General features: G+C 70.5%; 22 protein-coding genes. 13 read left to right on the top strand and 9 right to left on the bottom strand.

Annotation, left to right across the window (positions count from 1 at the left end; all coding sequences use genetic code 11):
* Complete coding sequence (locus ACZ68L_RS28455) at positions 1-1,212, bottom strand: pyridoxal phosphate-dependent aminotransferase (RefSeq protein WP_469582074.1); 1,212 nt, start codon at positions 1,210-1,212, stop codon at positions 1-3.
* A gap of 86 nt (positions 1,213-1,298) precedes the next feature.
* On the opposite strand from ACZ68L_RS28455, the gene ACZ68L_RS28460 reads away from it, so the two are divergent.
* From ACZ68L_RS28460 to ACZ68L_RS28475, 4 genes are all read left to right on the top strand, one after another.
* A complete protein-coding gene (locus tag ACZ68L_RS28460; protein ID WP_469582075.1) occupies positions 1,299-1,967 on the top strand; it encodes a winged helix-turn-helix transcriptional regulator in 669 nt (222 codons plus the stop codon).
* Between the two features lie 102 nt (positions 1,968-2,069).
* Positions 2,070-2,579: a cupin domain-containing protein gene (locus ACZ68L_RS28465; RefSeq protein ID WP_469582077.1), complete on the top strand. Its 510-nt coding sequence runs from the start codon at positions 2,070-2,072 to the stop codon at positions 2,577-2,579.
* Between the two features lie 27 nt (positions 2,580-2,606).
* Positions 2,607-3,344, top strand: coding sequence for a nucleotidyltransferase domain-containing protein (locus tag ACZ68L_RS28470; protein WP_469582079.1), 738 nt, complete (start codon positions 2,607-2,609; stop codon positions 3,342-3,344).
* A 7-nt stretch (positions 3,345-3,351) separates the two neighbouring features.
* Positions 3,352-3,999: a nucleoside/nucleotide kinase family protein gene (locus tag ACZ68L_RS28475; RefSeq protein ID WP_469582082.1), complete on the top strand. Its 648-nt coding sequence runs from the start codon at positions 3,352-3,354 to the stop codon at positions 3,997-3,999.
* A 29-nt stretch (positions 4,000-4,028) separates the two neighbouring features.
* Here ACZ68L_RS28475 and ACZ68L_RS28480 read toward each other — a convergent pair whose 3' ends face one another.
* Positions 4,029-4,925 (bottom strand): carbohydrate kinase family protein, encoded by an 897-nt coding sequence (locus tag ACZ68L_RS28480; RefSeq protein ID WP_469582084.1) that lies wholly within the window; start codon positions 4,923-4,925, stop codon positions 4,029-4,031.
* Positions 4,922-5,962, bottom strand: a complete 1,041-nt coding sequence (locus ACZ68L_RS28485) for a pseudouridine-5'-phosphate glycosidase (protein ID WP_469582087.1) — start codon at positions 5,960-5,962, stop codon at positions 4,922-4,924. Before ACZ68L_RS28485 ends, ACZ68L_RS28480 begins: the two co-directional genes overlap by 4 nt.
* 131 nt (positions 5,963-6,093) lie before the next feature.
* Here ACZ68L_RS28485 and ACZ68L_RS28490 point away from each other — a divergent pair, with 131 nt between their 5' ends.
* Positions 6,094-6,456 (top strand): cupin domain-containing protein, encoded by a 363-nt coding sequence (locus ACZ68L_RS28490; RefSeq protein WP_259929375.1) that lies wholly within the window; start codon positions 6,094-6,096, stop codon positions 6,454-6,456.
* A 4-nt stretch (positions 6,457-6,460) separates the two neighbouring features.
* Here ACZ68L_RS28490 and ACZ68L_RS28495 read toward each other — a convergent pair whose 3' ends face one another.
* The 3 genes from ACZ68L_RS28495 to ACZ68L_RS28505 all read right to left on the bottom strand — a co-directional run bounded on the left by ACZ68L_RS28495 (position 6,461) and on the right by ACZ68L_RS28505 (position 9,663).
* Complete coding sequence (locus ACZ68L_RS28495) at positions 6,461-7,834, bottom strand: MFS transporter (RefSeq protein ID WP_469582090.1); 1,374 nt, start codon at positions 7,832-7,834, stop codon at positions 6,461-6,463.
* Positions 7,835-8,043: 209 nt separating this feature from the next.
* Positions 8,044-8,586 carry a methylated-DNA--[protein]-cysteine S-methyltransferase gene (locus ACZ68L_RS28500; protein WP_469582092.1) on the bottom strand — a complete coding sequence of 181 codons (543 nt, stop codon included), beginning with the start codon at positions 8,584-8,586 and terminating at the stop codon, positions 8,044-8,046.
* 138 nt (positions 8,587-8,724) lie between these two features.
* Positions 8,725-9,663 carry a glycerophosphodiester phosphodiesterase gene (locus ACZ68L_RS28505; RefSeq protein ID WP_469582094.1) on the bottom strand — a complete coding sequence of 313 codons (939 nt, stop codon included), beginning with the start codon at positions 9,661-9,663 and terminating at the stop codon, positions 8,725-8,727.
* Between the two features lie 214 nt (positions 9,664-9,877).
* Here ACZ68L_RS28505 and ACZ68L_RS28510 point away from each other — a divergent pair, with 214 nt between their 5' ends.
* The 5 genes from ACZ68L_RS28510 to ACZ68L_RS28530 all read left to right on the top strand — a co-directional run bounded on the left by ACZ68L_RS28510 (position 9,878) and on the right by ACZ68L_RS28530 (position 17,006).
* On the top strand, positions 9,878-10,765 hold the full coding sequence (locus tag ACZ68L_RS28510) for an MHYT domain-containing protein (RefSeq protein ID WP_469582097.1): 888 nt from the start codon (positions 9,878-9,880) through the stop codon (positions 10,763-10,765).
* Positions 10,766-10,827: 62 nt separating this feature from the next.
* Positions 10,828-12,948 carry an excinuclease ABC subunit UvrB gene (uvrB, locus tag ACZ68L_RS28515; RefSeq protein ID WP_469582100.1) on the top strand — a complete coding sequence of 707 codons (2,121 nt, stop codon included), beginning with the start codon at positions 10,828-10,830 and terminating at the stop codon, positions 12,946-12,948.
* A gap of 131 nt (positions 12,949-13,079) precedes the next feature.
* Positions 13,080-13,658, top strand: coding sequence for a TerD family protein (locus tag ACZ68L_RS28520; protein WP_073747806.1), 579 nt, complete (start codon positions 13,080-13,082; stop codon positions 13,656-13,658).
* Between the two features lie 128 nt (positions 13,659-13,786).
* Positions 13,787-15,739: a TerD family protein gene (locus ACZ68L_RS28525; RefSeq protein WP_469582103.1), complete on the top strand. Its 1,953-nt coding sequence runs from the start codon at positions 13,787-13,789 to the stop codon at positions 15,737-15,739.
* Between the two features lie 262 nt (positions 15,740-16,001).
* Positions 16,002-17,006 (top strand): TerC family protein, encoded by a 1,005-nt coding sequence (locus ACZ68L_RS28530; RefSeq protein ID WP_469582106.1) that lies wholly within the window; start codon positions 16,002-16,004, stop codon positions 17,004-17,006.
* Between the two features lie 181 nt (positions 17,007-17,187).
* On the opposite strand, the gene ACZ68L_RS28535 is transcribed toward ACZ68L_RS28530, so the two are convergent.
* Entirely contained in the window at positions 17,188-17,844 is a 657-nt protein-coding gene (locus ACZ68L_RS28535; RefSeq protein ID WP_469582108.1) for an MBL fold metallo-hydrolase, read from the bottom strand.
* Between the two features lie 10 nt (positions 17,845-17,854).
* The gene (locus tag ACZ68L_RS28540) at positions 17,855-18,544 is read right to left on the bottom strand and encodes a maleylpyruvate isomerase family mycothiol-dependent enzyme (protein WP_469582111.1); all 690 of its coding nucleotides are present in this window, start codon (positions 18,542-18,544) and stop codon (positions 17,855-17,857) included.
* Positions 18,545-18,719: 175 nt separating this feature from the next.
* Here ACZ68L_RS28540 and uvrA point away from each other — a divergent pair, with 175 nt between their 5' ends.
* Together uvrA and ACZ68L_RS28550 are read left to right on the top strand one after the other, a co-directional pair.
* Entirely contained in the window at positions 18,720-21,779 is a 3,060-nt protein-coding gene (gene uvrA / locus ACZ68L_RS28545) for an excinuclease ABC subunit UvrA (protein ID WP_469582114.1), read from the top strand.
* Positions 21,780-22,065: 286 nt separating this feature from the next.
* A complete protein-coding gene (locus ACZ68L_RS28550) occupies positions 22,066-22,494 on the top strand; it encodes a Rieske (2Fe-2S) protein (protein WP_469582116.1) in 429 nt (142 codons plus the stop codon).
* A gap of 18 nt (positions 22,495-22,512) precedes the next feature.
* Here the strand turns inward: ACZ68L_RS28550 and ACZ68L_RS28555 are convergent, their stop codons facing one another.
* Complete coding sequence (locus tag ACZ68L_RS28555) at positions 22,513-23,433, bottom strand: hypothetical protein (RefSeq protein WP_469582118.1); 921 nt, start codon at positions 23,431-23,433, stop codon at positions 22,513-22,515.
* A 230-nt stretch (positions 23,434-23,663) separates the two neighbouring features.
* On the opposite strand from ACZ68L_RS28555, the gene ACZ68L_RS28560 reads away from it, so the two are divergent.
* The gene (locus ACZ68L_RS28560; protein WP_469582121.1) at positions 23,664-24,302 is read left to right on the top strand and encodes a papain-like cysteine protease family protein; all 639 of its coding nucleotides are present in this window, start codon (positions 23,664-23,666) and stop codon (positions 24,300-24,302) included.
* Positions 24,303-24,304 lie beyond the last annotated feature (2 nt).

Consider the following 24,304-nt stretch of genomic DNA (forward strand, 5'->3'; position numbering starts at 1 on the left):
TCACTGGCGGTATCCGGTCAGGAAGCGGCCGATGCGGCTGATCGCCGCGTCGAGATCGTCAGCGTACGGGAGCGTCAGGATCCGGAAATGGTCGGGACGCGGCCAGTTGAAGCCCGTACCCTGTACGACCTGGATCTTCTCCCGCAGCAGCAGATCCAGGACGAACTTCTCGTCGTCGACGATTCGGTGCACCTTCGGGTCGATGCGCGGGAACGCGTACAGCGCGCCCTTCGGCTTCACGCACGACACGCCGGGGATCTCGTTCAGCTTCTCCCAGGCCCGGTTGCGCTGCTCGTAGAGCCTGCCGCCGGGCGCCACCAGTTCCCCGATCGACTGCCGGCCGCCGAGCGCCGCCTGAATGGCGTACTGCGCGGGCGCGTTGGGGCACAGGCGCATGGAGGCGAGCGTGGTCAGCCCCTCCAGATAGCCGCGGGCGTGCTGCTGCGGGCCGGAGATCACCAACCAGCCGGAGCGGAACCCCGCCACCCGGTACGTCTTCGACAGACCGCTGAAAGTGAGGCAGACCAGGTCGGGGGCGAGGGCCGCCACGCTGTGGTGCTCGGCGTCGTCGTAGAGGATCTGGTCGTAGATCTCGTCGGCGAACACCATCAGGCCGTGCCTGCGCGCCAGATCGAGGATTCCTTCGAGGACCTCGCGCGGATAGACCGCGCCGGTCGGGTTGTTCGGATTGATGATCACGACGGCCCTGGTGCGGTCGGTGATCTTCGAGGCCATGTCGGCGAGGTCGGGGTTCCAGTCCGAGGCCTCGTCACAGGTGTAGTGCACGGCCTTGCCGCCCGCGAGGGTGATCACCGCGGTCCACAACGGATAGTCGGGGGACGGGACGAGCACCTCGTCGCCGTCCTCCAGCAGCGCCTGGACGGCCATGGAGATCAGCTCGGAGACGCCGTTGCCGAGGAAGATGTCGTCGACCCCGACGTCCGCCAGCCCCATCGCCTGGTAGCGCTGCGCCACTGCCCGGCGGGCGGACAGGATGCCGCGCGAATCGGTGTAGCCGTGGGCCTGCGGAAGCATCCGGATCATGTCCTGGACGACCTCCTCCGGCGCTTCGAAGCCGAAGAGTGCCGGGTTGCCCGTGTTGAGGCGAAGGACGCTGTGGCCCGCCTCCTCCAGGGCGTTGGCGTGCTCGATGACCGGGCCCCGGATCTCGTAACAGACCTCGTCGAGCTTGCTGGACTGCCGGAATTCCATGCGGTGGCCTCCCCGACCTGATTGCGTTACTTGGTTTTACCAAGCTCGGGCTTGGAAAGTCCAACAACATGTCTAGACTGCGTCGCATGCCACGTCAGCCACAGTCCGCAAACCGCCCGGCCCGCCGCCGGAGTTACGACCAGTTCTGCGCCACCGCACGCTCCCTCGACTCCGTGGGCGACCGGTGGACCCTGCTGATCGTCCGTGAACTGCTGGCGGGCCCCCGCCGCTACACCGACCTCCACGCCGACCTGCCGGGTGTCAGCACGGACGTCCTCGCCTCCCGGCTCAAGGACATGGAGCAGAGCGGACTGGCCACCCGCCGACGGCTTCCGCCGCCCGCCGCGGCCTCGGTGTACGAGCTGACCGAGCGCGGCCACGGTCTGCTGCCCGTGCTCGCCGCACTCGCCGAGTGGGGCGCGCCCGCGCTCACCGACCGACGGCCCACGGACGCGGTGCGGGCGCACTGGTTCGCGCTTCTGCTGCTGCGCGCGCTGGACGGGCTGACCCATCCGGGAGTCGTCGAAGTCCAGCTGGACGAGGGTGAGTTCCATGTGCGCGCGGGTGGCGCCGGGACCGGTTCCGCGGTGTACGGGGACGGTCCGGCCGCCCACGCCGATGCCCGTATCGCGCTCGACGTCGAGGTCTGTCTGGCGCTCGGACGGGGTGAGCTGACGCTCGCCGGGGCCGTCGAGGACGGACGTGTCGAGGTGTCGGGCGACGGACCGCTCGCCACCGAACTGCGTGGCGGGTGACCGCCGGATCGGGGAGGGTTCCGCGGGGCAACTGCCGGGTAGCGTGGGGGCATTCGGAATGTCCTGGACGCTTCCGGGGACGCTGAGGCAGAGGAGTCGCGCATGAGGGTCGGCGGACAGCGGGGGAGCCGAGGCCTGCGGGTGAGGCAGGGGCGACTGGCCAAGGCCCTGGTCGTGAGCGGCTGCGTGGCCGCGCTCGGCTTCGTACCGTCGGCCGCCGTCGCCACGCCCGGCAGCGGCGTGAGCGGCACCGTGCTCGCACAGGGCACGTCGGCGGGGAAGCTGAAGGTGAAGACCCCGAACGGCCGTACGGATGTGACCTTCCGGACCATCACCGTCGAGCCGGGCGGCTCCACCGGCTGGCACACCCACGCCGGACAGCTGATCGCCGTCGTCAAGTCCGGGACGCTGACGCGCACTCTGGACGACTGCTCGGTCGAGGCGACGCCGGCGGGCTCGTCCTTCATCGAGCCGTCCGGCGCCGGTCACCGCCACATCGGACGCAATCTGGGGACCGAGCCCGTCGTGCTCTGGGTGACCTATCTGCTGCCCGAGGGCAGCGCGCTCTCCGACGACGCCGACGCCGTGGACTGCGGCGCGAAGAAGCGGTGATTACGGGGACGAGGGGAGCACACGGCCGTGGACGCAGCGAGCCCACAGGGCGACGCGAAGAGCGCGGATGATCTGGACCCGGCGCGGCGCGACGCGTTCGCGCAGGCGCTGCTGCACGCGCTCGCCGCCCACTGCCCCGGCTCGCGCGCGGAGCTGAAGGGCTCGCTCGCCCGTGGAACGGCGGATGCGTACAGCGACATCGACCTCCTCTGGACGGTGCCGGACGACCGCTTCGACGCCTGTGTCGCCGCCGCCGGGGACGTACTCGAAGCGGTCCGGCCCCTCGACTCCCTGCGTACGGATCCCGAGCTGCGGAACTCCCGTGAGCGGCGGCTGCTCTTCGCCGCCTTCCGCGGGCTTCCGCTCTTCTGGCGCGTGGACCTGGAGATCGGGGCGGCATCGCTCGCCCCGCCCGTCGGCCACGACCGGGACGGCCTCACGGCCCACGATGACGACTGGTCGCGGCCCGCGAGCGCGCTGGCCAACGCGGTCGCCGCGACGAAGGCGGTGCTGCGCGGGCAGCCGCGGACCGCCCGGGGCCTGCTGGAGCGCGGCTTCCGGCGCATCGACGCGCCGGACGCCGTCACCGGACAGTGGTGCGCCGACATCGGCCGCCTCGCGGAAACGGCCGCCGACCGCGAACCGGGCCTGCGCCCCCTCGCCGATCGTGTGATGCGTCTGGCCGCGGATCACCTGGCGGGGACCGGCGAGGAAGAACGCGGTCAGGGGGACGGCCGGGGCCGGCCCACGGGGCAGGGGCGATGATGGTCGCGTGCGATGTGAAGCGATCACCTGGGAGCGGCTGGCCGAAGCGTTCGCCGCGCACACCGACGGTCTGGGGCCGGCCGACGCGAGCCCCTGGCTGAAGGTCGCCGTGGACGGCGCTCCGGCAGCCCGTACCGGGGAACTGGCCGGACGGGTCGCGCAGGCGCTGCGGGTCCGGGGACGCGCGGTGCTCGTCGTCTCCACCGAGGGGTTCCTGCGGCCCGCGAGCCTTCGGTACGAGTACGGCAGACAGGACCCCGACTCGTACTACGACAGCTGGTTCGACACGGGCGCGCTGTGGCGCGAGGTGTTCGGGCCGCTGGAGGCGGGCGGGAGCGGGCGGGTGCTGCCCGATCTCTGGGATCCGGTGACGGACCGGGCCACGCGCAGTCCGTATCGAGTCCTGCCCGAGGGCGGTGTGCTGGTGGTGCACGGCCCGTTGCTGCTGGGGCACTGGTACCCGTTCGACCTGAGCGTCCATCTGCGGTTGTCGCCGGGCGCACTGCGGCGGCGCACCGAGGAGGGCGAGCGGTGGACCCTGCCCGCCTTCGCGCGGTACGAGGACGAGGTGGCGCCCGGCGGCCGTGCGGCCGCGGTCGTACGGGCCGACGACCCGCTGCACCCCGCCTGGACCGGGTGGCGGCGGGCGGAGTAGGGGGCCGGGAGTCGTGGTGCGGGGGTACGTCACGGACCGGGGCGGCCCCCCACGGTGGCGACCGCCTCCGCCCCCGACCGGCAGCCCGCCGCCACCGCCGAGGCGTCGTCCGCCCCCGACAGCCGGGCCGCGAGGAATCCGCCGGTGAACGCGTCGCCCGCCCCCGTCGAGTCGACAGCGCCCCGCATCCGAACGGCCGGGATGCGCCGGGTCACCGTGCCCGCGGCGGCCAGCAGGGCGCCGCGGGCGCCGAGTGTGACGACCACCCGGGGCACCTGGAGGCTCAGCTCGGCAGCGGCGTCCGCCGGTTCGGGGAGTCCGGTCAGCAGCCGGGCCTCGTCCGCGTTGGGCAGCAGCAGATCCACGCCTTCCACCGCGGTCAGGAACCGGTCGACGCCCAGCTCGGCGAGGAAGCCGGCCGAAGCCGGGTCGACGCTCACCGTGATCCGCCGCCGCCGGGCCTCCCGCAGGGCGAGCAGGGCCGTCGCCCGACTCGTCGCGGCGAAGAGCAGGTACCCGGAGAGATGCAGATGGGCGATGCCGTCGAGCATCGACGGCGACCAGTCGTCGGGGGAGAGCCGGAGCACGGCGCCGCTGTCGGTGAGGAAGGTGCGCTCGGCGGCGGAATCGACGAGGGCGACGACGGTGGCGGTCGGCACGTCGTCGTCCACGGCCAGCAGGCAACGGACCGCCGCCCTGCGCAGTGCGTCCCGGTGCCAGGCCGCGCTGTCGGCGCCGACCCGGGCCAGCAGCCGGACGTCGTGACAGCCCGAACGTGCCGCCCAGCAGGCGACGTTGGCGCCCGCCCCGCCGGGGAGGGTGTGGATCCGGGCCGCGGTGTCCGTGCCGTGGATCAGCGCCGTTCCGTGGCGGGCCACCACATCGGTGACCACGTCGCCGACGACGAGGAGGCCACCGTCGGTCATCGGCCGGCCGCCGGGCGGCGGGGCGACGCGGAATCCTGCGCGTTCCGGTGCGCCGCCGTGTCCCGCTCGTCCGGGTGCGCCGTCGCGTCCTGGGCGGTGGCGGCCCACGCCCCGGAGATCCGCGCGGCGAGCGATACGTTTCCGCGCACGGCCGCCAGATTGGCCTCCAGTGAGGCGCCCCCGGTGCCCCGCATCAACCGGTCCAGCAGGAACGGCGTGACGGCCTGGCCCACGACGCCGCGCTCCCGGCACGCGGCGAGCGCCTCGGTCAGCACACGGTCATGGAGTGCGGGATCCAACTGGTCCTCTACGGATACGGGGTTGGCGACGATCAGCGCCGAGCCGGGGCCTTTGAGCGCGTCCTGGGCGCGCATCACCTCCGCGACCTCCTCGGGCGTCCGCACCGTCCAGTCGACCGGTTCGCCCGAACTGTTCAGATAGAAGCCGGGGAAGCGGTCGGTGCCGTAACCGAGCACCCCGACGCCGAGCGTTTCCAGGCGCTGCAGCGTGGCGGGCACATCCAGGATCGACTTCACCCCCGCACACACCACGGTGATGCCGGTCCGCGCGAGGAGGCGGAGGTCCGCGGACTCGTCCTGGGTCCGCGTCCATTCCCGGTGCACACCGCCGAGACCGCCGGTCGCGAAGACGCGCAGGCCCGCGTGCGCGGCCAGGAACGCCGTCGCGGACACGGTCGTCGCCCCGCTCGCGCCCGTCGCCAGGGCCGGCGCGAGGTCCCGGTGGCCCAGCTTCCGCATCGCCGGGTCGGCGGCGACCCGCTCCAACTGGTGCTTGCCCAGGCCGATGTGGGCCCGGCCGTCGAGTACGGCGATCGTGGCGGGCACCGCGCCCGCGGACCGTACGAGCTCTTCGAGCTCTTCGGCGACCCGCAGATTGCGGGGGCGCGGCAGACCGTGGGCGATGATCGTCGACTCCAGGGCCACGACGGGGTGGTGCGTGGCGAGGGCCGCCCGGACCTCGGTGGAGAGGACGGGGGCGTAGGAGGAGTGCGCGCCGTGCGACGCATCGAATGACATGTCCACATCCCTGTCGCGAGCGCGCCGACCTCAAACGTGCGGCCGGGACACCTGTCGGAGAGCCCGCCCTCCGGCAGGTTTCCCGGTCCTGGTGCCGGGCGGCCTCGAAGCGGTCGCTAGGGTGACCGGCCATGACCACATTTGATCAAGCCCCTGCCTCGTTTGCCGTCCACATTCCTGACGCCGAACTCGAACCGGAACCGCTCGACCCCGCACAGATCGTCTCGGGCGAGCCCGTGGTGACCGGCAAGGTGCTCTGGGAGTCGCCCGACGGCAAGCAGGTGCGCGGGATCTGGCAGATCACGCCCGGCGTGGTCACCGACACGGAGGCCAACGAGCTGTTCGTCGTCGTGAGCGGGCGTGCGACCGTGGTGGTCGAGGGCGGAGCGACGCTGGAGATCGGGCCGGGGGACGCCTGCGTGCTGCGCGAGGGCGACCGCACGACGTGGACCGTGCACGAGACGCTGCGCAAGGCGTATCACATCAGCCTCTGAGGCCTCAGGGTTCGGTGGGCGCGTTGGGCGCGGTGGGTGCGGTGGCCGCGTCGGGTGTGACGGGACCGGCGGGCGCAGCCGGTGCGGCGGATCGCGTGAGCGCCCGGCGCAGCGCCAGTGCGGCCATCGGAAGAAGCAGACATGCTCCGACCGCGTTCAGCCAGCCGTAGCTCGCTCCGGCGACGATCACCCCGGCGATCACCCCGGCGATCGCGCCGCCGACGCCCGCCGCCGTGTTCATGGTCAGGTCCGACAGCCCCTGCACGGCGGCACGGGCGGGCTGCGGCACGGAGTCGGTGAGCAGCGCCGAGCCGGCGACCAGCCCGGCCGACCAGCCGAGCCCGAGCAGGAACAGGCCTGCCGCGGTTTGACCGTGGCTCGGGCCTGCGGTGCCGGCCAGAAGTGCGGCACAGGAGAGCAGTCCGACCGCCAGACCGATCACCGTGAGCCGGCCGAAACGGTCGGACAGCCAGCCCATCACCGGGGAGAACGCGTACATACCCGCGATGTGGCCGCTGATGACCAGGCCGATGAGCTGGAGATCAGCGCCATGGTGGCCCAGATCGACCGGGGTCATCACCATGATCGAGACCATCGCGGTGTGGGAGACGGTCACCGTGACCAGGGCCAGCCGCGCCGCCGCGGAGGCCCGGACAGCCGCGATGCCGGCCCGCAGTGAACGGCCCGAGGGGGACTCGTCGTCCTGCGGCGCCAGCGCCCGTGCGGTGAGCAGCGGGTCCGGCCTCAGCAGTACCCCGACCACCACGGCGGCCAGCAGGAAGATCCCGGCCGCGAAGAAGAAGGGACCGGCCTGCTCGGATATCGCGGTGCCGCGGAAGACGCGTCCCACCGGCGCCGCGATGTTCGGCCCCAGAACCGAACCGATCGTCGTGGCCCAGATGACGGTGGAGATCGCCCGGCCGCGCCGGTCGGGCTCGACCAGATCCGCGGCGGCGAACCGGGCCTGCAGATTGGCCGAGGACCCGGCGCCGAACCCGGCCATGCCGAGCAGCAGCAACGGGAAGCTCTCCACGAGGGTGGCCAGGACCACGAGCCCCGCGCCGAGCGCACCGATCAGATACGCCAGGACGAGACCGGGGCGTCGGCCGCGCGAGGTCATCAGTGCCGCGAGCGGCAGCGAAAGCAGTGCGGTACCCGTCACCGATGCGGTCGGGGCCAGGCCGGACAGCGCCTCGGAGCCGCTCACCTCCGTGGCCAGGACCGGTGCCAGGGCGATCCCGATGGGTACGCCGAGGCCGCCGAGTATCTGGCTGGCTATGAGTACCGCGGACGTTCTGCGCCGCAGCCGGGGCAGCTCGGCCGCCGTGACCCGGCCTGGGCCGGCGAGGGTGTCAGGTGCGTCTGGGGTGTTGGTCACTGACGCAGTGTGCCAAGCCCGTACACCGGCATGAAACCAGGGTTGGGCCCGGCAGCCCGGCACGGAGGACAGCAGTGACGGTTCGCCGGAGCCCGGATCGGAACAGTGACGGGTTGCCGGAACCCGGACCGGACAGCGGGAGGTCGCCGGGATCCGGATCAGAAGAGAGACCGGATCAGAGGAGCGGCTGGGTCAGAGGAGCGGCCGGGTCAGAAGAGCGGCTGGGGAAGCACGCCCTCCAGCGCCAGCAGCTTCCGCTTGGTCTCGCGACCACCGCCGAACCCGCCGAGTCCGCCGTCGCTCTCCACCACGCGATGGCACGGCACCACCACCGGCAGAGGATTGGACCCCATGGCCGCCCCGACCGCCTGCGCCGCCCCCGGCTGCCCCACACGCTCGGCGAGATCGCCGTATCCGACGACGGCACCGTACGGCACTCCCGTTGCCAGCTCGCGGAGCACCTGGCGGTTGAAGCCGGACGTCAGCGACCAGTCCAGGTCGAGCGAGAACTTTCGCGACGTGCCCGCGAAGTACGCCGCGAGCTGGCGTATCGGCTCGGCGAGCCGCGCGGAGCCGGGACTCTCCACCGGCTCCGCACCGAGTCGTGTCCGCAGCTGCTCGACCGCCCTCCTGCGCACCTCGGGACGGGCATGGAACACCACACTCACCAGGCCCGCGTCGGTCGCGGCGAGCAGCAGCGGGCCGATGTCGCTCTCGACGACGGCCCACTCGACAACCCCGTTGCTGTTCATGGGGACCACCGTACGACCGGCCACTGACATTGAGAGTGGTATGCGGGTTCCGGCGGCCGTGGCTCAGCCACTGACTGACGCCCCGCTGGGCTGTCCTCGCGCTGTTCAGCGCGCCGTGGCGACGGGGCGGTCGCGCGGTCAGCCCGTGGCCCCGCGCACCACGTCAGGGGTGTTGGTGATGATTCCGTCGACGCCGAAGCCCGCCACCCTGGTCGCGTTCGCCGCGTCGTCGACCGTCCAGGTGTTGACCCGGAGTTTCTTGCCGTGTGTGCCCTTCAGTGCGTGCACCGCCTTCACGTAGTCGGCGGAGATCGACGTGTACGAGGCGTTGATCTGGTCGGTGAACGCCATGTACGAAGGCAGATCGGCCACCGCGGGAGTGCCGAGGAAGCCGGTCGTGACGTCCGGACGCTGCTGGTGCACCTTCTTCACGCTGTCCGCGCCGAAGCTCTGGACGACGAGTCTGTTCTTCACGTGGTCGCGGTCGAGCCACCTCTTCTGCCGCAGTACCCGCAGGGTCTCCTTCTCGATGCCCGGGTAGAGCTCCGGGCTCTTGATCTCCAGCAGCAGCTTCTGGTGATTGCGCTCGATCCGGTCCAGGTACTGCTTGAGGGTGGGCACCCGGGTTCCGGCGAACTGCGCACCGAACCAGCTGCCCGCGTCCAGTCGGGCGATCTCGGCGGCCGTGAAGTCCTTGACCGCCCATGACGCGCGGTCCGGGAAGACCTCCTCGACATCGGTGGTCCGCTTCAGATCGGTGTCGTGCACGACCACCAGCACGCCGTCCTTGGTGAACTGGACGTCGTTCTCCACCCAGTCGAAGCCCAGGGCGTCGGCCTTGTCGACGGCGGCGAGGGTGTTCTCCGGCGCGTAGGCCGAGGCACCCCGGTGGGCGAGGACGACCGGCGAGGCCCGCTTCATGTCCGTGGTCCGGGCGCTGACGGTCTGGATGCCCGTGCCCGTGTGCCCGGCTGTGGCCCGGCCCGTCGTCTGCGTGTCGGTGGTCGACATGAGCAACGCTCCGGCACCCATGAGGGCGGCGGCTGCGACGGCGGCGGTGGCGGTGCGTGCGTACACGTGTACTCCTTGCGTCAGAGTTACGGACGGGCCGAGAGTGGCAGCCACCATCCGACAAAGGACAGGCGAAGGATGGCCACAACGTGAACGCCGCTGCTGAGACCGGGTCACGGGCCGATTTCCTTGTCGATAAAATGCGGCTCATCTGTTTGTCTGCCGGGCCTCGCGCCTTAGGGTCACCCCGAACCCGGGCCTCCGCGAAGGGCGTACGAGCATGCAGGGCACGATCGACGGTTTCAGCTATGGAGCGGTGACGCCCGTCGCGGCCTTCCTCATGGCCTGCCTGGGCGCGGCCCTCGGGTTGCGCTGCACGACCCGTTCGGTGCGCACCGGACGCTCCTTCAGGGCCGGCTGGCTGGCCCTCGGCGCGACCTCCATCGGCTCCGGCATATGGACGATGCACTTCGTCGCGATGATGGGCTTCTCCGTCGAAGGAGTGACCATCGGCTATGACAAGCCGATCACCTTCGCCAGCCTCGCGGTCGCGATCGGCATGGTCGCCATCGGCATCTTCATCGTCGGGTACCGGGGCGCCACCCGCATGGCTCTGGTGACGGGTGGCACGATCACCGGGCTGGGGGTGGCCACCATGCACTACCTGGGCATGGCCGGAATGCGCCTCGATGGACAGTTCGAGTACGACACGGTCACCGTGGCCCTCTCCGTCGTCATCGCCGTGGTGGCCGCCACGACCGCGCTCTGGGCGGCCGTCTCCATCCACGGCTTCCTGTCCAGCCTCGGCGCCGCCGTCGTGATGGGCGTCGCGGTGAGCGGCATGCACTACACGGGCATGGCAGCGCTCAGCGTCCATCTGCACCCCGAAGCCCTCGCCGGCACCGCTTCGGCCGAGGGGCAGGGCGCCTCCCTCGTCCCCCTGCTGATCGGCCCCGGCTGCTTCCTGTTCCTGGCCGCGGTGGTCGTGATGTTCGACCCACTGATGGTGATGGGCACCCCGGACGGGGACGACCCCGGGGCCGCGAACGGGGCCGGAAGCCCCCTCGGGATCCCGGCCCAACGGCACGTCCCGCGGTTCGGTACACACGCCGATCCGGCGTCGTTCCATTCCCGGCCGCGCGATCCCGCGCCGCCGGGAGAACGATGACCCCGCCCCGGCACGACGGCTGACCCGGCCCGGTTGTCAGTGGGGGGTCGTACGGTGGTTGCATGCGGCCCGTTTCGAAGATCGAACGTTCGGTGACGCCTTTCGAGGTCGTCAGTCCCTACCAGCCCAGCGGCGACCAGCCCGCGGCCATCGCCGAGCTGGAGCGACGCATCCGCGCGGACGAGAAGGACGTCGTCCTGCTCGGTGCGACCGGCACCGGCAAGTCGGCGACCACCGCCTGGATGATCGAGAAGCTGCAGCGCCCCACCCTCGTCATGGCGCCGAACAAAACGCTCGCGGCCCAGCTGGCGAACGAGTTCCGCGAGCTGCTGCCCAACAACGCCGTCGAGTACTTCGTCTCGTACTACGACTACTACCAGCCCGAGGCGTACGTCCCGCAGTCGGACACCTACATCGAGAAGGACTCCTCGATCAACGAGGAGGTCGAGCGGCTGCGTCACTCCGCGACGAATTCGCTGCTCACCCGGCGGGATGTCATCGTGGTCGCCTCTGTCTCCTGCATCTACGGCCTGGGTACGCCGCAGGAGTACGTGGACCGGATGGTCCAGCTCAAGGTCGGCGACGAGATCGACCGCGACCAACTGCTGCGCCGCTTCGTCGAGATCCAGTACACCCGCAACGACCTCGCGTTCACGCGCGGCACCTTCCGGGTGCGCGGCGACACCATCGAGATCTTCCCGGTCTACGAGGAGCTCGCCGTCCGCATCGAGATGTTCGGCGACGAGATCGAGGCGCTCTCCACCCTCCACCCGCTCACCGGCGAGGTCATCAGCGAGGACCAGTCCCTCCACGTCTTCCCTGCCAGCCACTACGTCGCGGGCCCCGAGCGCATGGAGAAGGCGGTCAACGGCATCGAGCGGGAGCTGGAACAGCGACTCGCCGAGCTGGAGAAGCAGGGCAAGATGCTGGAGGCCCAGCGGCTGCGGATGCGCACCACGTACGACATCGAGATGCTCCGGCAGATCGGCACCTGCTCCGGTGTCGAGAACTACTCGATGCACTTCGACGGCCGCTCACCCGGCACCGCCCCCAACACCCTCCTCGACTACTTCCCCGAGGACTTCCTCCTCGTTCTCGACGAGTCGCACGTCACCGTGCCGCAGATCGGCGCGATGTACGAGGGCGACGCCTCCCGTAAGCGCACCCTCGTCGACCACGGCTTCCGGCTCCCCTCCGCGCTCGACAACCGCCCGCTGAAGTGGGAGGAGTTCCTCGGCCGGATCGACCAGACCGTCTATCTCTCCGCCACGCCGGGAAAGTACGAGCTGTCCAGGGGCGACGGCTTCGTGGAGCAGATCATCCGTCCCACCGGCCTCGTCGACCCGGAGGTGGTGGTCAAGCCCACCGAGGGCCAGATCGACGATCTGGTGCACGAGATCCGCAAGCGCGCGGAGAAGGACGAGCGGGTCCTGGTCACCACCCTCACCAAGAAGATGGCCGAGGACCTCACCGACTACTTCCTGGAGCTCGGCATCCAGGTCCGCTATCTGCACAGCGACGTCGACACCCTGCGCCGCATCGAGCTGTTGCGGGAGCTGCGTTCCGGCGAGTACGACGTACTGGTCGGCATCAACCTCCTGCGCGAGGGCCTCGACCTGCCCGAGGTGTCGCTCGTCGCCATCCTCGACGCGGACAAGCAGGGCTTCCTGCGCTCCGGGACGTCCCTGATCCAGACCATCGGGCGCGCCGCCCGAAACGTGTCGGGGCAGGTCCATATGTACGCGGACAAGATCACCCCGGCGATGGCACAGGCCATCGACGAGACCAACCGCCGTCGCGAGAAGCAGATCGCCTACAACACCGAGCGCGGTCTCGACCCGCAGCCGCTGCGCAAGAAGATCAACGACATCGTCGCGACGATCGCCCGCGAGGAGGTCGACACCGAGCAGCTGCTCGGCACCGGCTACCGCCAGGGGAAGGGGGCCAAGGCCCCCGTTCCCGCGCTGGGCGCGAAGACGGCCGGAACCAAGAAGGCCGGGGGCGCCGGCGCCGTGGTCACCGACCGGCCCGCCACCGAACTCGCCGGGATCATCGAGGAGATGACCGACCGGATGCGGGCGGCCGCCGCGGATCTGCAGTTCGAGGTGGCGGCCCGACTGCGCGACGAGGTCGGCGAGTTGAAGAAGGAGCTGCGCCAGATGCGCGAGGCGGGCCTCGCCTGACCTTGCCGCGTCCTGTGTGTTGCAGGACCGACACAAAAACGCCTCAAGCGGCCGCGTCCACGGCGCGACTGCGTAGGGTACTGGAAAACCGCGCACGGACGGTCGCGGGGCAAGCGGAGAGGGGACAGCGCGTGACGGTCAATATGACCAAGGGTCAGGCCATCAGCCTGCAGAAGAGCGACGGGGGGACCCTGACCGCGGTACGGATGGGGCTCGGCTGGCAGGCGGCGCCACGCCGTGGTCTGTTCGGTTCGCGTACGCGCGAGATCGACCTCGACGCGTCGGCGGTGCTGTTCGCCGACAAGCAGCCGGTCGACGTGGTCTTCTTCCGTCACCTCGTCAGTGACGACGGCTCGGTCAAGCACACCGGCGACAACCTGGTCGGCGGTGCCGGTTCGGGCGGGGACGACGAGGCGATCCTCGTCGATCTGCAGCGGGTTCCGGTCCACATCGACCAGATCGTCTTCACGGTGAACTCCTTCACCGGCCAGACGTTCCAGGAGGTGCAGAACGCCTTCTGCCGCATCGTCGACGAGACCAACGGCCAGGAGCTCGCCCGCTACACGCTGGACGGCGGCGGGCAGTACACCGCCCAGATCATGGCGAAGGTGCACCGCTCGGGGAACGGCTGGCAGATGACCGCCCTCGGCAACCCGGCCAACGGCCGCACCTTCCAAGACCTGATGCCGGCGATCCTGCCGCATCTGTAGGCACGGCCGGACCAACCGGTCGACATCGGTTCGCGCAGCTCCCGGAGGCATCGGCCGCCGGGAGCTGCATCACATGGCACCGCGCCGCACCGCACCACGCGGCGGCGACTCAACGAGGGGACAGGGCAATGACGGCCGAGCTGGTCCGGGGGCAGAACCACACCTTGCCCCAGACCCGTCTGGAGGTCCGGGTATCGGCCGGCACACCCGTCGTGGCCGGTGCCACGCTCGGCGACGAGAACGGCACCGTGCACGGCACCGAGTGGATCGCGCACCCGGGGTCGCCCCAATTGCCCGGACTCGAAGTGTCCGGGCAGGCCGCCGCCGACCACCGGCTCGCCGTGGACCTCGATGCCCTGTCCACTTCGGTGCACCGGGTCACCGTGCTGCTGGCCCTGCCCACGGGCATCGGCGGCCCGACCCGGTTCGGCGCGGTCGCCGCGCCGTTCGTCGCCGTCACGGGCCTCGAAGGCACCGAGATCGCCACCTTCACCCTCACCGGCCTGGACACCGAATCCGCGGTCACCGCACTGGAGCTCTATCGCCGCCAGGGCGCCTGGAAGGTCCGCGCCGTCGGTCAGGGCTACGCGGGCGGCCTCGCCGCCATGCTCGCCGATCAGGGCCTGGCCCAGGCGGCCGAGCTGGCCCGCTCGATCCAGGACGCGGTCGCCCGGGGGATGGCCCGCTCGGTCGCTCCGCCCCCGCCGCGCACCCCGGACGGAGGCAGGGCCGGCCACGGTACGGGCCCCGTACCGCCCTCGGACGGCCACAGGCCTCCCGTCCCAGCGCCGACGGCCGCGCAGCCCCCCGAGCCGCTCACCGAGCCCACCACCCCGCCGCCCACGGCCGCGACGGGCGGCCCCATCGACTACACGCATCCGCGCCGCCAGACCTCCGCGCCCCCGCCGCCCCCGCCCACCGCGCCGCCCGCCGAGCCGGGCCGCCCCGCCCGACCCGTCGCCGGAGACGCGACCGGCTGGTCCATGGAGGAGCGCCTCTACAACCAGATCTGGGGCATGTTCGAAGACCTGGCCCGCACCACCGCCGCGTACCGCAGCGCCGTCGACTTCGCCGAGTCCCGCATGGACCAGGAGCTCGACCGGACCCTGTCCGATCCGCGCAACCGGATCGGCGGCGCCGGCGACCGGGCCCGCGAGCAGGCCCGCGCCAAGCGCGACGAGCTGACGGCGCGGGCCCGCGAGGTCCTCGACCGGGACCTCGCCCAGCTCGCCGCCGAGTCCGCCGTGGTCGAACCCGCCCTCCCCGCCGCGTTCGCCGGTTGGGACAACCCCGTCTGGCACGCCTACCGCGTCCCGATGGAGATCCCCATGGCGCTGCGCATCGGCGACCTCCATCTGCCCGAGAACACCGAGCTGCGCATCCCGTTGCTGGTCCGGCTCCCCCTGGAGCGCGGGCTCTGGGTCGACAGCAGTCGTACGGCGTCCGAGGCCGCGTCCCTCCTGGACAGCGCCCGACTGCGCCACCTGGCCATGGAGAACGCGGTCGCGCACGCGGTCCGGCTGCTGGCCGTGTACCCGGCCGACGAGTTCTCCGTCCATGTCATCGACCCCGCGGGCTCGGCGGCCGGAGCCCTCGCGCCCCTGGTCGGATCGGGGGCCCTAGCCGGGCCGCCCGCCACCGGAGCCGGGGGAGTGGCCTCGGTCCTCGCCCAGCTCACCCGGCGCGTCGACCTGGTGCAGATGGCGATCCGGGCCGGTGCCGCCGATTCGCTGCCGCCGGACCTGGACCTGGGCCAACAGCTGCTGATCGTCAACGACTTCCCGCACGGATTCGACGACCGGTCCGTCACCCAGCTGCGCTACCTGGCCGACGAGGGGCCCTCGGTCGGCGTCCATCTCCTGATGGTCGCGGACCGGGCGGACGCCAGTGCGTACGGGCCGGTGCTCGACCCTCTGTGGCGCTCGCTGCTCCGGATCACGCCGGTCGCCGACGACCACCTGGCCGATCCCTGGGTGGGCCACGCCTGGACGTACGAGCCGCTGAGGACGCCGCCCGGCAGCCGGGTCCTCGAACAGGTCCTCGCCAGGGTGGCCGCGGCCCGCCGCCCCCGGCGCCCCTGAACAGGTGCCGTGCCGCCTGCACCTCATCGCTCCTGACCTGCCATTTTGGGAGATCTTTACCCTTCTCTTTACCTTTCCTTGGTGTTACCTGTACTGTTCTTTGAGCGGAGGGGAGTACTCCCATACGCGGCGTGCCCGTCAATACGGACTGTGACCGGTCCCGGGGCGCCGGCCCGTGGCGCGCAGCCCGTGCGCCCGGGTGGAAGAGACCTCCGGCAGCGACGACGCTGATCAGTAGCCGTAGCGAACTGCCGGAGGCGCAGTGGACGTTTCATGGACCCTTTGGGTGCTGACCATTCTCGGTCTGTCAGCCCTTATCGCCGTCGACTTCTTCATCGGGCGCAAGCCCCATGACGTGACGACCAAGGAAGCCGGAATCTGGACGATCGTCTGGATCGCGCTGGCCGCACTCTTCGGACTCGGTCTGCTGGTCTTCGGCGAGAGCCAGGCCTCGGGCGAGTTCTTCGCCGGCTTCATCACCGAGAAATCGCTCAGCGTCGACAACCTCTTCGTCTTCGTCCTGATCATGGCGAAGTTCTCGGTCCCCTCCCACCTCCAGCAACGGGTGCTGCTCGTCGGTGTGCTGATCGCGCTGGTGCTGCGAGCGGTCTTCATCGCCGCCGGCGCGGCCGTCATCGCCAACTTCTCGTGGGTCTTCTACATCTTCGGCGCGTTCCTGATCTACACCGCCTGGAAGCTCATCCAGGAGGCGCGGGCCGACGAGGAAGAGGAGGAGTTCGAGGAGAACCGCCTTCTCAAGACGATCGAGCGCCGCTTCGGCGTCGCCGACCGGTACCACGGCACCAAGCTCTTCATCCGTAACAACGGCAAGCGCGTCCTGACACCGCTGATGGTCGTCATGCTCGCCATCGGTACGACCGATGTGCTGTTCGCGCTGGACTCCATCCCCGCGATCTTCGGCCTGACCCAGGACCCGTACATCGTCTTCACCGCCAACGCCTTCGCCCTGATGGGGCTGCGGCAGCTGTACTTCCTGATCGGCGGTCTGCTGAAGAAGCTGGTCCATCTCAGCTACGGCCTCTCGGTCATCCTCGGCTTCATCGGCGTGAAGCTGGTGCTGCACGCACTGCACGAGTCCGGAGTGCACGTTCCCGAGATCTCCATCCCGGTCTCGCTCGGCGTCATCTGCGGCGTGCTGGTGATCACCACGATCACCAGCCTCGTCGCCAACAAGAAGCAGGAGCGGGCCGAGGCCGCCGCGGAAACGGACAGGCCCGCGGACCAGGATTCCAGCATCGACGCCTGACCGGGGCGGACGGCCCGGCGGCCGTCCGTCCGGACGGGAACCGGCACCGGCCGGGACGGGCGACCACGCGTCGCCCGTCCCGGCCGGTGCTCGTAGGTGGAGAGACCCCGCTCCGGGGGCGGCGGCCCCATCGGCGGCGCTCAACTCCCGCGCGGGCCCGGTGGCCGCGGTACGACTGCCGTCACCAGCCGCGGGCGCGCCACAGCGGCAGCTGCGGACGCTCGTCGCCGAGCGTGGTGTCGTGACCATGGCCCGGATAGACCCAGGTCTCGTCGGGCAGCTGGTCGAAGAGCTTGGTCTCCACATCGTGGAGCAGGCTCGCGAAGGCCTCGGGATCCTGGTGGGTGTTGCCGACTCCGCCCGGGAAGAGGCAGTCCCCGGTGAACAGGTGCGGGGCGCCGTGCGGGTCGTCGTAGACCAGCGCGATGGAGCCCGGGGTGTGGCCGGCGAGGTGACGGGCGGTCAGGCGGACCCGGCCCACCTGAATCGTGTCGTCGTCGTCGACCAGGACATCGGTCGGGACCGGAATGCCCTGCGCGTCGTACCGCCCGGCGTACGTACGCGCGCCGGTGGCGGCCACCACCTCGCCGAGCGCCTGCCAGTGGTCGCCGTGCCGGTGGGTGGTGACGACGGAGGCGATGCCGTCGTCACCGATCAGCCGCAGCAGGGTCCCGGCCTCGTTGGCCGCGTCGATCAGGAGCTGCTCGCCGGTGGCCCGGCAACGCAGCAGATAGGCGTTGTTGTCCATCGGGCCGACGGCGACCTTCGAGATCATCAGATCCGTCAACTCGTGTACATCCGCACGACCGCCGACCTTGACCGCTCCGCTGTACGTCATGTGTTTCAGCCTATAGCGGGGGCAGTGCGGGGAGGGGGCCGCCTTCGACGGTCAGCGCCGACCCGTCGCGACGCCCGCAGAGCCAGCCGAGCAGCTCGGGGGCCGTACCGCGGACCGCGACGGGACCGCCCTCCGCGCCGCCGCCCGTCGTCCACACCCGGCCCTTGTCGTCGGCCACGGCCGTGGACACGACAGCGGCGTGACCGCCGAACCGCTCGGCGAGGAAGTCGATCTCCCGGGTGACGAACTCGTCGGAGAGATCCTCCAGCTCGTAGCCGATTCCCAGGTCGACATGGTGCAGCTCGACCTCGATGCGGCGGCGGAAGGGGACTCGGGAGGCCGAGTCGGTCACACCATTGCGCATCGTGACCGTGCGGGACCAGTCGGCCGGGGCCGAAGCGGCGGCCACGAAGCGGGCCGCGCTCTCGGCCAGGTCGGCCAGCTGTCCGGCTGTCGGCCGGGTCGCGTCGCGCTCGATGTCGCGGTCGCGGGTTTCGCTGTCTGCGTACATGGGCCGGCCCTGGAGAACATTTACGAGCGCGTCGGCGTTACGAGAGAGATGCGCAACGACATGGCCCCGGCTCCAGCCCGGCAGACGCGAGGGCTGGGCGAGCGAGGCGTCGTCCAATTTCCCTGTGGCGCTGAGCAGTCGATCAGTCGCTTCACGTAGGGCTTCCAGGTCGTGCGCGTGATCAATCATGAGGCTGAGCCTAGCCTTGCCACTCATTCGGGTGAAGGAGTCCACAGGCGTCCGTAAATCGAATGTGCGTGCTATACGCTCGGAGTCGAAAGCTTCGTACATCGCTGTGGCGCCCCCCATACCCTGGGACAGGGGCTCAGTTCCCCCATTTCTCTCTAGAAAGGTGCGGACCGGCGTGGCCGACCGTCTCATCGTCCGTGGCGCTCGCGAGCACAACCTCAAGAACGTCTCGCTCGACCTCCCCCGCGACTCCCTCATCGTCTTCACCGGGCTTTCCGGGTCGGGCAAGTCGTCTCTCGCGTTCGACACGATCTTCGCCGAGGGCCAGCGGCGCTACGTGGAGTCCCTCTCCTCGTACGCCCGCCAGTTCCTCGGCCAGATGGACAAGCCGGACGTCGACTTCATCGAGGGCCTCTCGCCCGCCGTCTCCATCGACCAGAAGTCGACCTCGCGCAACCCGCGCTCGACGGTCGGCACCATCACCGAGGTCTACGACTACCTCCGGCTGCTCTTCGCCCGGATCGGCAAGCCGCACTGTCCCGAGTGTGGGCGGCCCATCTCGCGCCAGTCGCCGCAGGCCATCGTCGACAAGGTGCTCGGGCTGCCCGAGGGCAGCCGTTTCCAGGTGCTCTCGCCACTGGTGCGCGAGCGCAAGGGCGAGTTCGTCGATCTCTTCGCCGATCTGCAGACCAAGGGCTACAGCCGGGCCAGGGTCGACGGCGAGACCATCCAGCTCTCCGAGCCGCCCAGGCTGAAGAAGCAGGAGAAGCACACCATCGAGGTGGTCATCGACCGTCTCACGGTGAAGGACAGCGCCAAGCGCCGGCTGACCGACTCGGTCGAGACCGCGCTCGGGCTCTCCGGCGGCATGGTCGTGCTCGACTTCGTCGACCTCCCCGAGGACGACCCCGAGCGTGAGCGGATGTACTCCGAGCATCTCTACTGCCCGTACGACGACCTCTCCTTCGAGGAGCTGGAGCCGCGCTCCTTCTCCTTCAACTCACCCTTCGGTGCCTGCCCCGACTGCACGGGCATCGGCACGCGGATGGAGGTCGACCCGGAGCTGATCGTCCCCGACGAGGAGAGGTCGCTCGACGAGGGCGCGATCCACCCCTGGTCGCACGGCCATACCAGGGAGTACTTCGGCCGGCTGATCGGCGCGCTCGCCGAGGCGCTCGGATTCCGTACGGACATCCCGTGGGCCGGGCTGCCGCAGCGTGCCAAGAAGGCCCTGCTCTTCGGTCACAAGATCCAGACCGAGGTCCGCTACCGCAACCGTTACGGGCGCGAGCGCGCCTACACCACCCCCGCCTTCGAGGGCGCGGTCCAGTTCGTCAAGCGGCGGCACTCCGAGGCCGAGAGCGACTCCAGCCGGGAGCGCTTCGAGGGCTACATGCGTGAGGTGCCCTGCCCGACCTGTGAGGGCACCAGGCTCAAGCCCATCGTCCTCGCGGTGACGGTGATGGAGAAGTCCATCGCCGAGGTCTCCGCGATGTCGATCAGCGAGTGCGCCGAATTCCTCGGCCGGATGAAGCTGAACGCCCGCGACAAGAAGATCGCCGAGCGGGTGCTGAAGGAGGTCAACGAGCGGCTGAGGTTCCTGGTCGACGTCGGCCTCGACTACCTCTCGCTGAACCGCGCGGCAGGCACCCTGTCCGGCGGCGAGGCACAGCGCATCCGGCTGGCCACCCAGATCGGCTCCGGCCTGGTCGGTGTGCTGTACGTGCTGGACGAACCGTCCATCGGCCTGCACCAGCGGGACAACCACCGGCTGATCGAGACCCTGGTCCGGCTCCGTGACATGGGCAACACGCTCATCGTGGTCGAGCACGACGAGGACACCATCAAGGTCGCCGACTGGGTCGTCGACATCGGCCCCGGCGCGGGTGAGCACGGCGGGAAGGTGGTCCACTCCGGATCGCTCAAGGAATTGCTGGGCAACGACGATTCGATCACCGGTCAGTACCTGACCGGCAAGAAGTCGATCACGATGCCCGACATCCGGCGCCCCGTCGACCCGACGCGCAGGCTCACGGTGCACGGCGCCCGCGAGAACAACCTCCAGGACATCGACGTCTCCTTCCCGCTCGGCGTGCTCACGGCCGTCACGGGCGTCTCGGGTTCGGGTAAGTCGACGCTGGTCAACGACATCCTCTACACCCACCTGGCCCGCGAGCTGAACGGCGCGAAGTCGGTCCCCGGGCGGCACACCCGGGTCGACGGGGACGACCAGGTCGACAAGGTGGTCCACGTCGACCAGTCGCCCATCGGCCGTACGCCCCGGTCCAACCCGGCCACGTACACCGGTGTCTTCGACCACGTCCGCAAGCTGTTCGCGGAGACGATGGAGGCGAAGGTGCGCGGCTATCTGCCGGGCCGCTTCTCCTTCAACGTCAAGGGCGGCCGCTGCGAGAACTGCTCCGGCGACGGCACGATCAAGATCGAGATGAACTTCCTGCCGGACGTGTACGTCCCGTGCGAGGTCTGCCACGGAGCGCGTTACAACCGCGAGACGCTGGAGGTCCACTACAAGGGCAAGTCCATCGCCGAGGTGCTGGACATGCCGATCGAGGAGGGCCTGGAGTTCTTCGAGGCCGTCCCGACGATCGCCCGTCACCTCCGTACGCTCCACGAGGTCGGCCTCGGATACGTCAGGCTCGGCCAGTCCGCGCCGACGCTCTCCGGTGGTGAGGCGCAGCGGGTCAAGCTCGCGAGCGAGCTGCAGAAGCGCTCCACCGGCCGCACGGTCTACGTACTGGACGAGCCGACGACAGGGCTGCACTTCGAGGACATCAGCAAGCTCATCAAGGTGCTCTCCGGGCTGGTCGACAAGGGCAACTCGGTGATCGTCATCGAGCACAACCTCGATGTGATCAAGACCGCGGACTGGGTCATCGACATGGGCCCCGAAGGAGGCAACGGCGGCGGACTGGTCGTCGCCGAGGGAACGCCGGAGCAGGTCGCCGTGGTTCCGGCCAGCCACACCGGCAAGTTCCTCCAGGGCATTCTGGACCCGGACCGGGTGAGCGAAGCCGCGGTGCCCGCGGCGCGCAAGCCGGTGCGGAACGTGGTGGCGAAGAAGGCCGTCGCCGCGAAGTCGGCCCCGGCCAGAAAGACGGCCACGGCCAGGACGAGCGCGGGTCAGGCCGCCAAGTCCGCCACGGCCAGGACCGCCAAGACGGCAGCCGCGAAGAAGCCTGCGGCGAAGAAGACGACGCGCACGCGCAAGGCCTGAGGACCGCGTACGGGCGGCGGCCCCGGAATCCGGGGCCGCCGCTTTCGTCGACACGGGGGCGCCCCGGCCGGGGCGCCCCCCCGCACACTCCGATCCGGGCCCTTGCACCCTCCTGACCAGGGACGACCGGTCCGGGGTGGCCCGGCCGACGGGTCCCTGGGCTCCGCCGGTATCGTCGGTTCTGTCACCGATGGCTCTGATACCCGCGGTACCTCCGGTATTCGCGGTGCCTCAGTCGCCCGCGGTAACCCTCTGCACCCTGCACCCTCTGACCAGTGGAGACCGCATGCCCGGCCAGCCCGCCGCCCGCCGTACCGTGCTGAAGGGCGCCGCGCTCGCCGGCGTCGCCGGGCTGGGAGTGGCCGCCTGCTCGACCCAGTCGAAGCTCGGCCACGCCGAGACGCCGACGCCGACCGCGCCCGTCGAACTCGGCACGCCGGAAGAGGTCCCGGTCGGTGGATCCAAGCTCTACCGGGACCAGCGGGTCATCGTCAGCTGCCCGGCCAAGGGCCAGTACAAGGCGTTCAGCGCCCAGTGCACCCACGCGGGCTGCCTGCTGAACAAGATCGAGGGCAACGTGGGGGAGTGCCCCTGCCACGGCAGCCACTTCGACACGACGACCGGCGAGGCGCTGCACGGCCCGGCGACCGCCCCGCTGCCCGCGGTCCCGGTCCGGCTGGAGGGCGGAAAGCTCATCGCGGGCCCCGAGGCCTGATCCCCGCCGAGAACGGACTCACTCCCAGTCCCAGTCGATGCCGACCAGGCCGGGCCGTACCCCCTGCTCCACCAGGTGAACGGTCCGGTGCCGGCCGGTGAGAGTGAGATCCGTACGGGCGCCGCGCGGCGCGCCCGCCGACACCTGGGCGAAGCTCCGGCACCGCACCGGCAGTGCGGCCTCGTCGAATCCCACCTGCAGCACGTACTGTCCGCCGCCGAAGCTGAAGCCGCGAACGTACTCGCCGCACGGCCCTCCCGTGGCGTCGTCGAAGCCGTAGCCGAAGAGGTACGTGTCACCCGCCCTCAGCCGGGTGTCGAAGAGCAGCTCCGCGACGAGCACCCCCGTCTCCCGGTCCCATCGGACCCGCCCCGTCCGGCAGTTCTCCCGGGCCGACACCTCCACCCGCGTCGGATCGCAGCCCGGATCGCCCCGGTGGACGGCGAGATAGCGGTCGATGTCGTCCCGGTGCGCGCGCACCACATGCTGCGACCCCCGCCGCCGCAGCTCCCGGCCGGGCCCGATCCACACCCGCTCGTGATGCCCCACCGTGTGCAGCCCGCCGTCCAGCGGTGATCCCATCGTGGCGAGCAGCCGCTCCACCGCGCCGGACGCCTCCATCAGGGAACGGTACGAACGCGCGGCCGGCCGGTCGGCGTCCACGCGCCCGCTCCCCAGCAGCCGCAGCAGCGAGTTCCCCGGCAGTTCCAGCACCTCCTCCAGCGCCTTCACGGCCCGCAGCGACTCGGCACGCTGCGGGCGCCTGGCCCCCTGCTGCCAGTAACTCAGGCTGGTCACCCCGACCTTGACCCCACGGTGTGCGAGATGGTGCTGCACCCGCTGGAGCGGCAGCCCGCGCACCGCGAGCGCGGTGCGCAGCGCCAGATGGAACGGGCCGGTGTGCAGCACCTGCGCCAGTTCGGCCTCGGTGTGCTGCATGAGGTCCTCCAGGTGAACGTTCACGACGCGGGGCGGGGAGACCGCGTCGGTGCGGGGCGGTGCCGCAGGTGGCCGGGGGAGATCCGTTCACGTATCCGCCACGCCGTTCACACCGCGATGTTCCCCCGCATTGAAGCGTGTTGACCCGTCCCCGACAACGGTTGATGCTCCTCGAACAGCGTCCGGACGCGCTCCTCCGATCACACACCCCCTGCATTGGGAGGAACGCCATGCGCAACCGAAGAATCCGACCGGGACGACTTCCGATCACGGCCGTCCTCGCGGCCGTCCTGCTCGCCGTACCGACGGCGACCGCCTCGGCGGCACAGACCCCCACCACGACCACCTCGGCGGCGCAGCGCACCACCACCGTCGGCAGCGGCATCGCCGCCACCCAGCGTCTGAACATCACCATGCAGGCACAGCAGAAGACCAACTGGTGCTGGGCGGCGTCCGGCAACACCATCGCCACCTGGTTCGGCCGCGACTACTCGCAGAACCAGTTCTGCAACGCCGCCTTCGGACGTGCCCAGGGCTATGAGTGCCCCAACTCGCAGGCATCGCTGGGCAATGTCCAGAACGGTCTCGACTGGGCCGGGATCAACCCCGGTTCGTACGTCACCGGGTGGCTGCGCTACCCCACCGTCCAGGCCGAGATCGCCGCGGGACGCCCCGTCGAGACCCGCATCCAGTGGTCGTCGGGCGGTGGTCACATGCATGTCCTGTACGGGTACGACGACGCGAACAGCTGGGTCTACTGGGGCGATCCCTGGCCCTCCAGCAACCGCTACAACTGGGCCTCGCACGCCTGGTACGTGAGCAACAACGAGTTCTCCTGGACCCATTCGCTCTACCGGATCGGAGCGTGACG

Source organism: Streptomyces sp. NPDC104309, assembly GCF_055584025.1.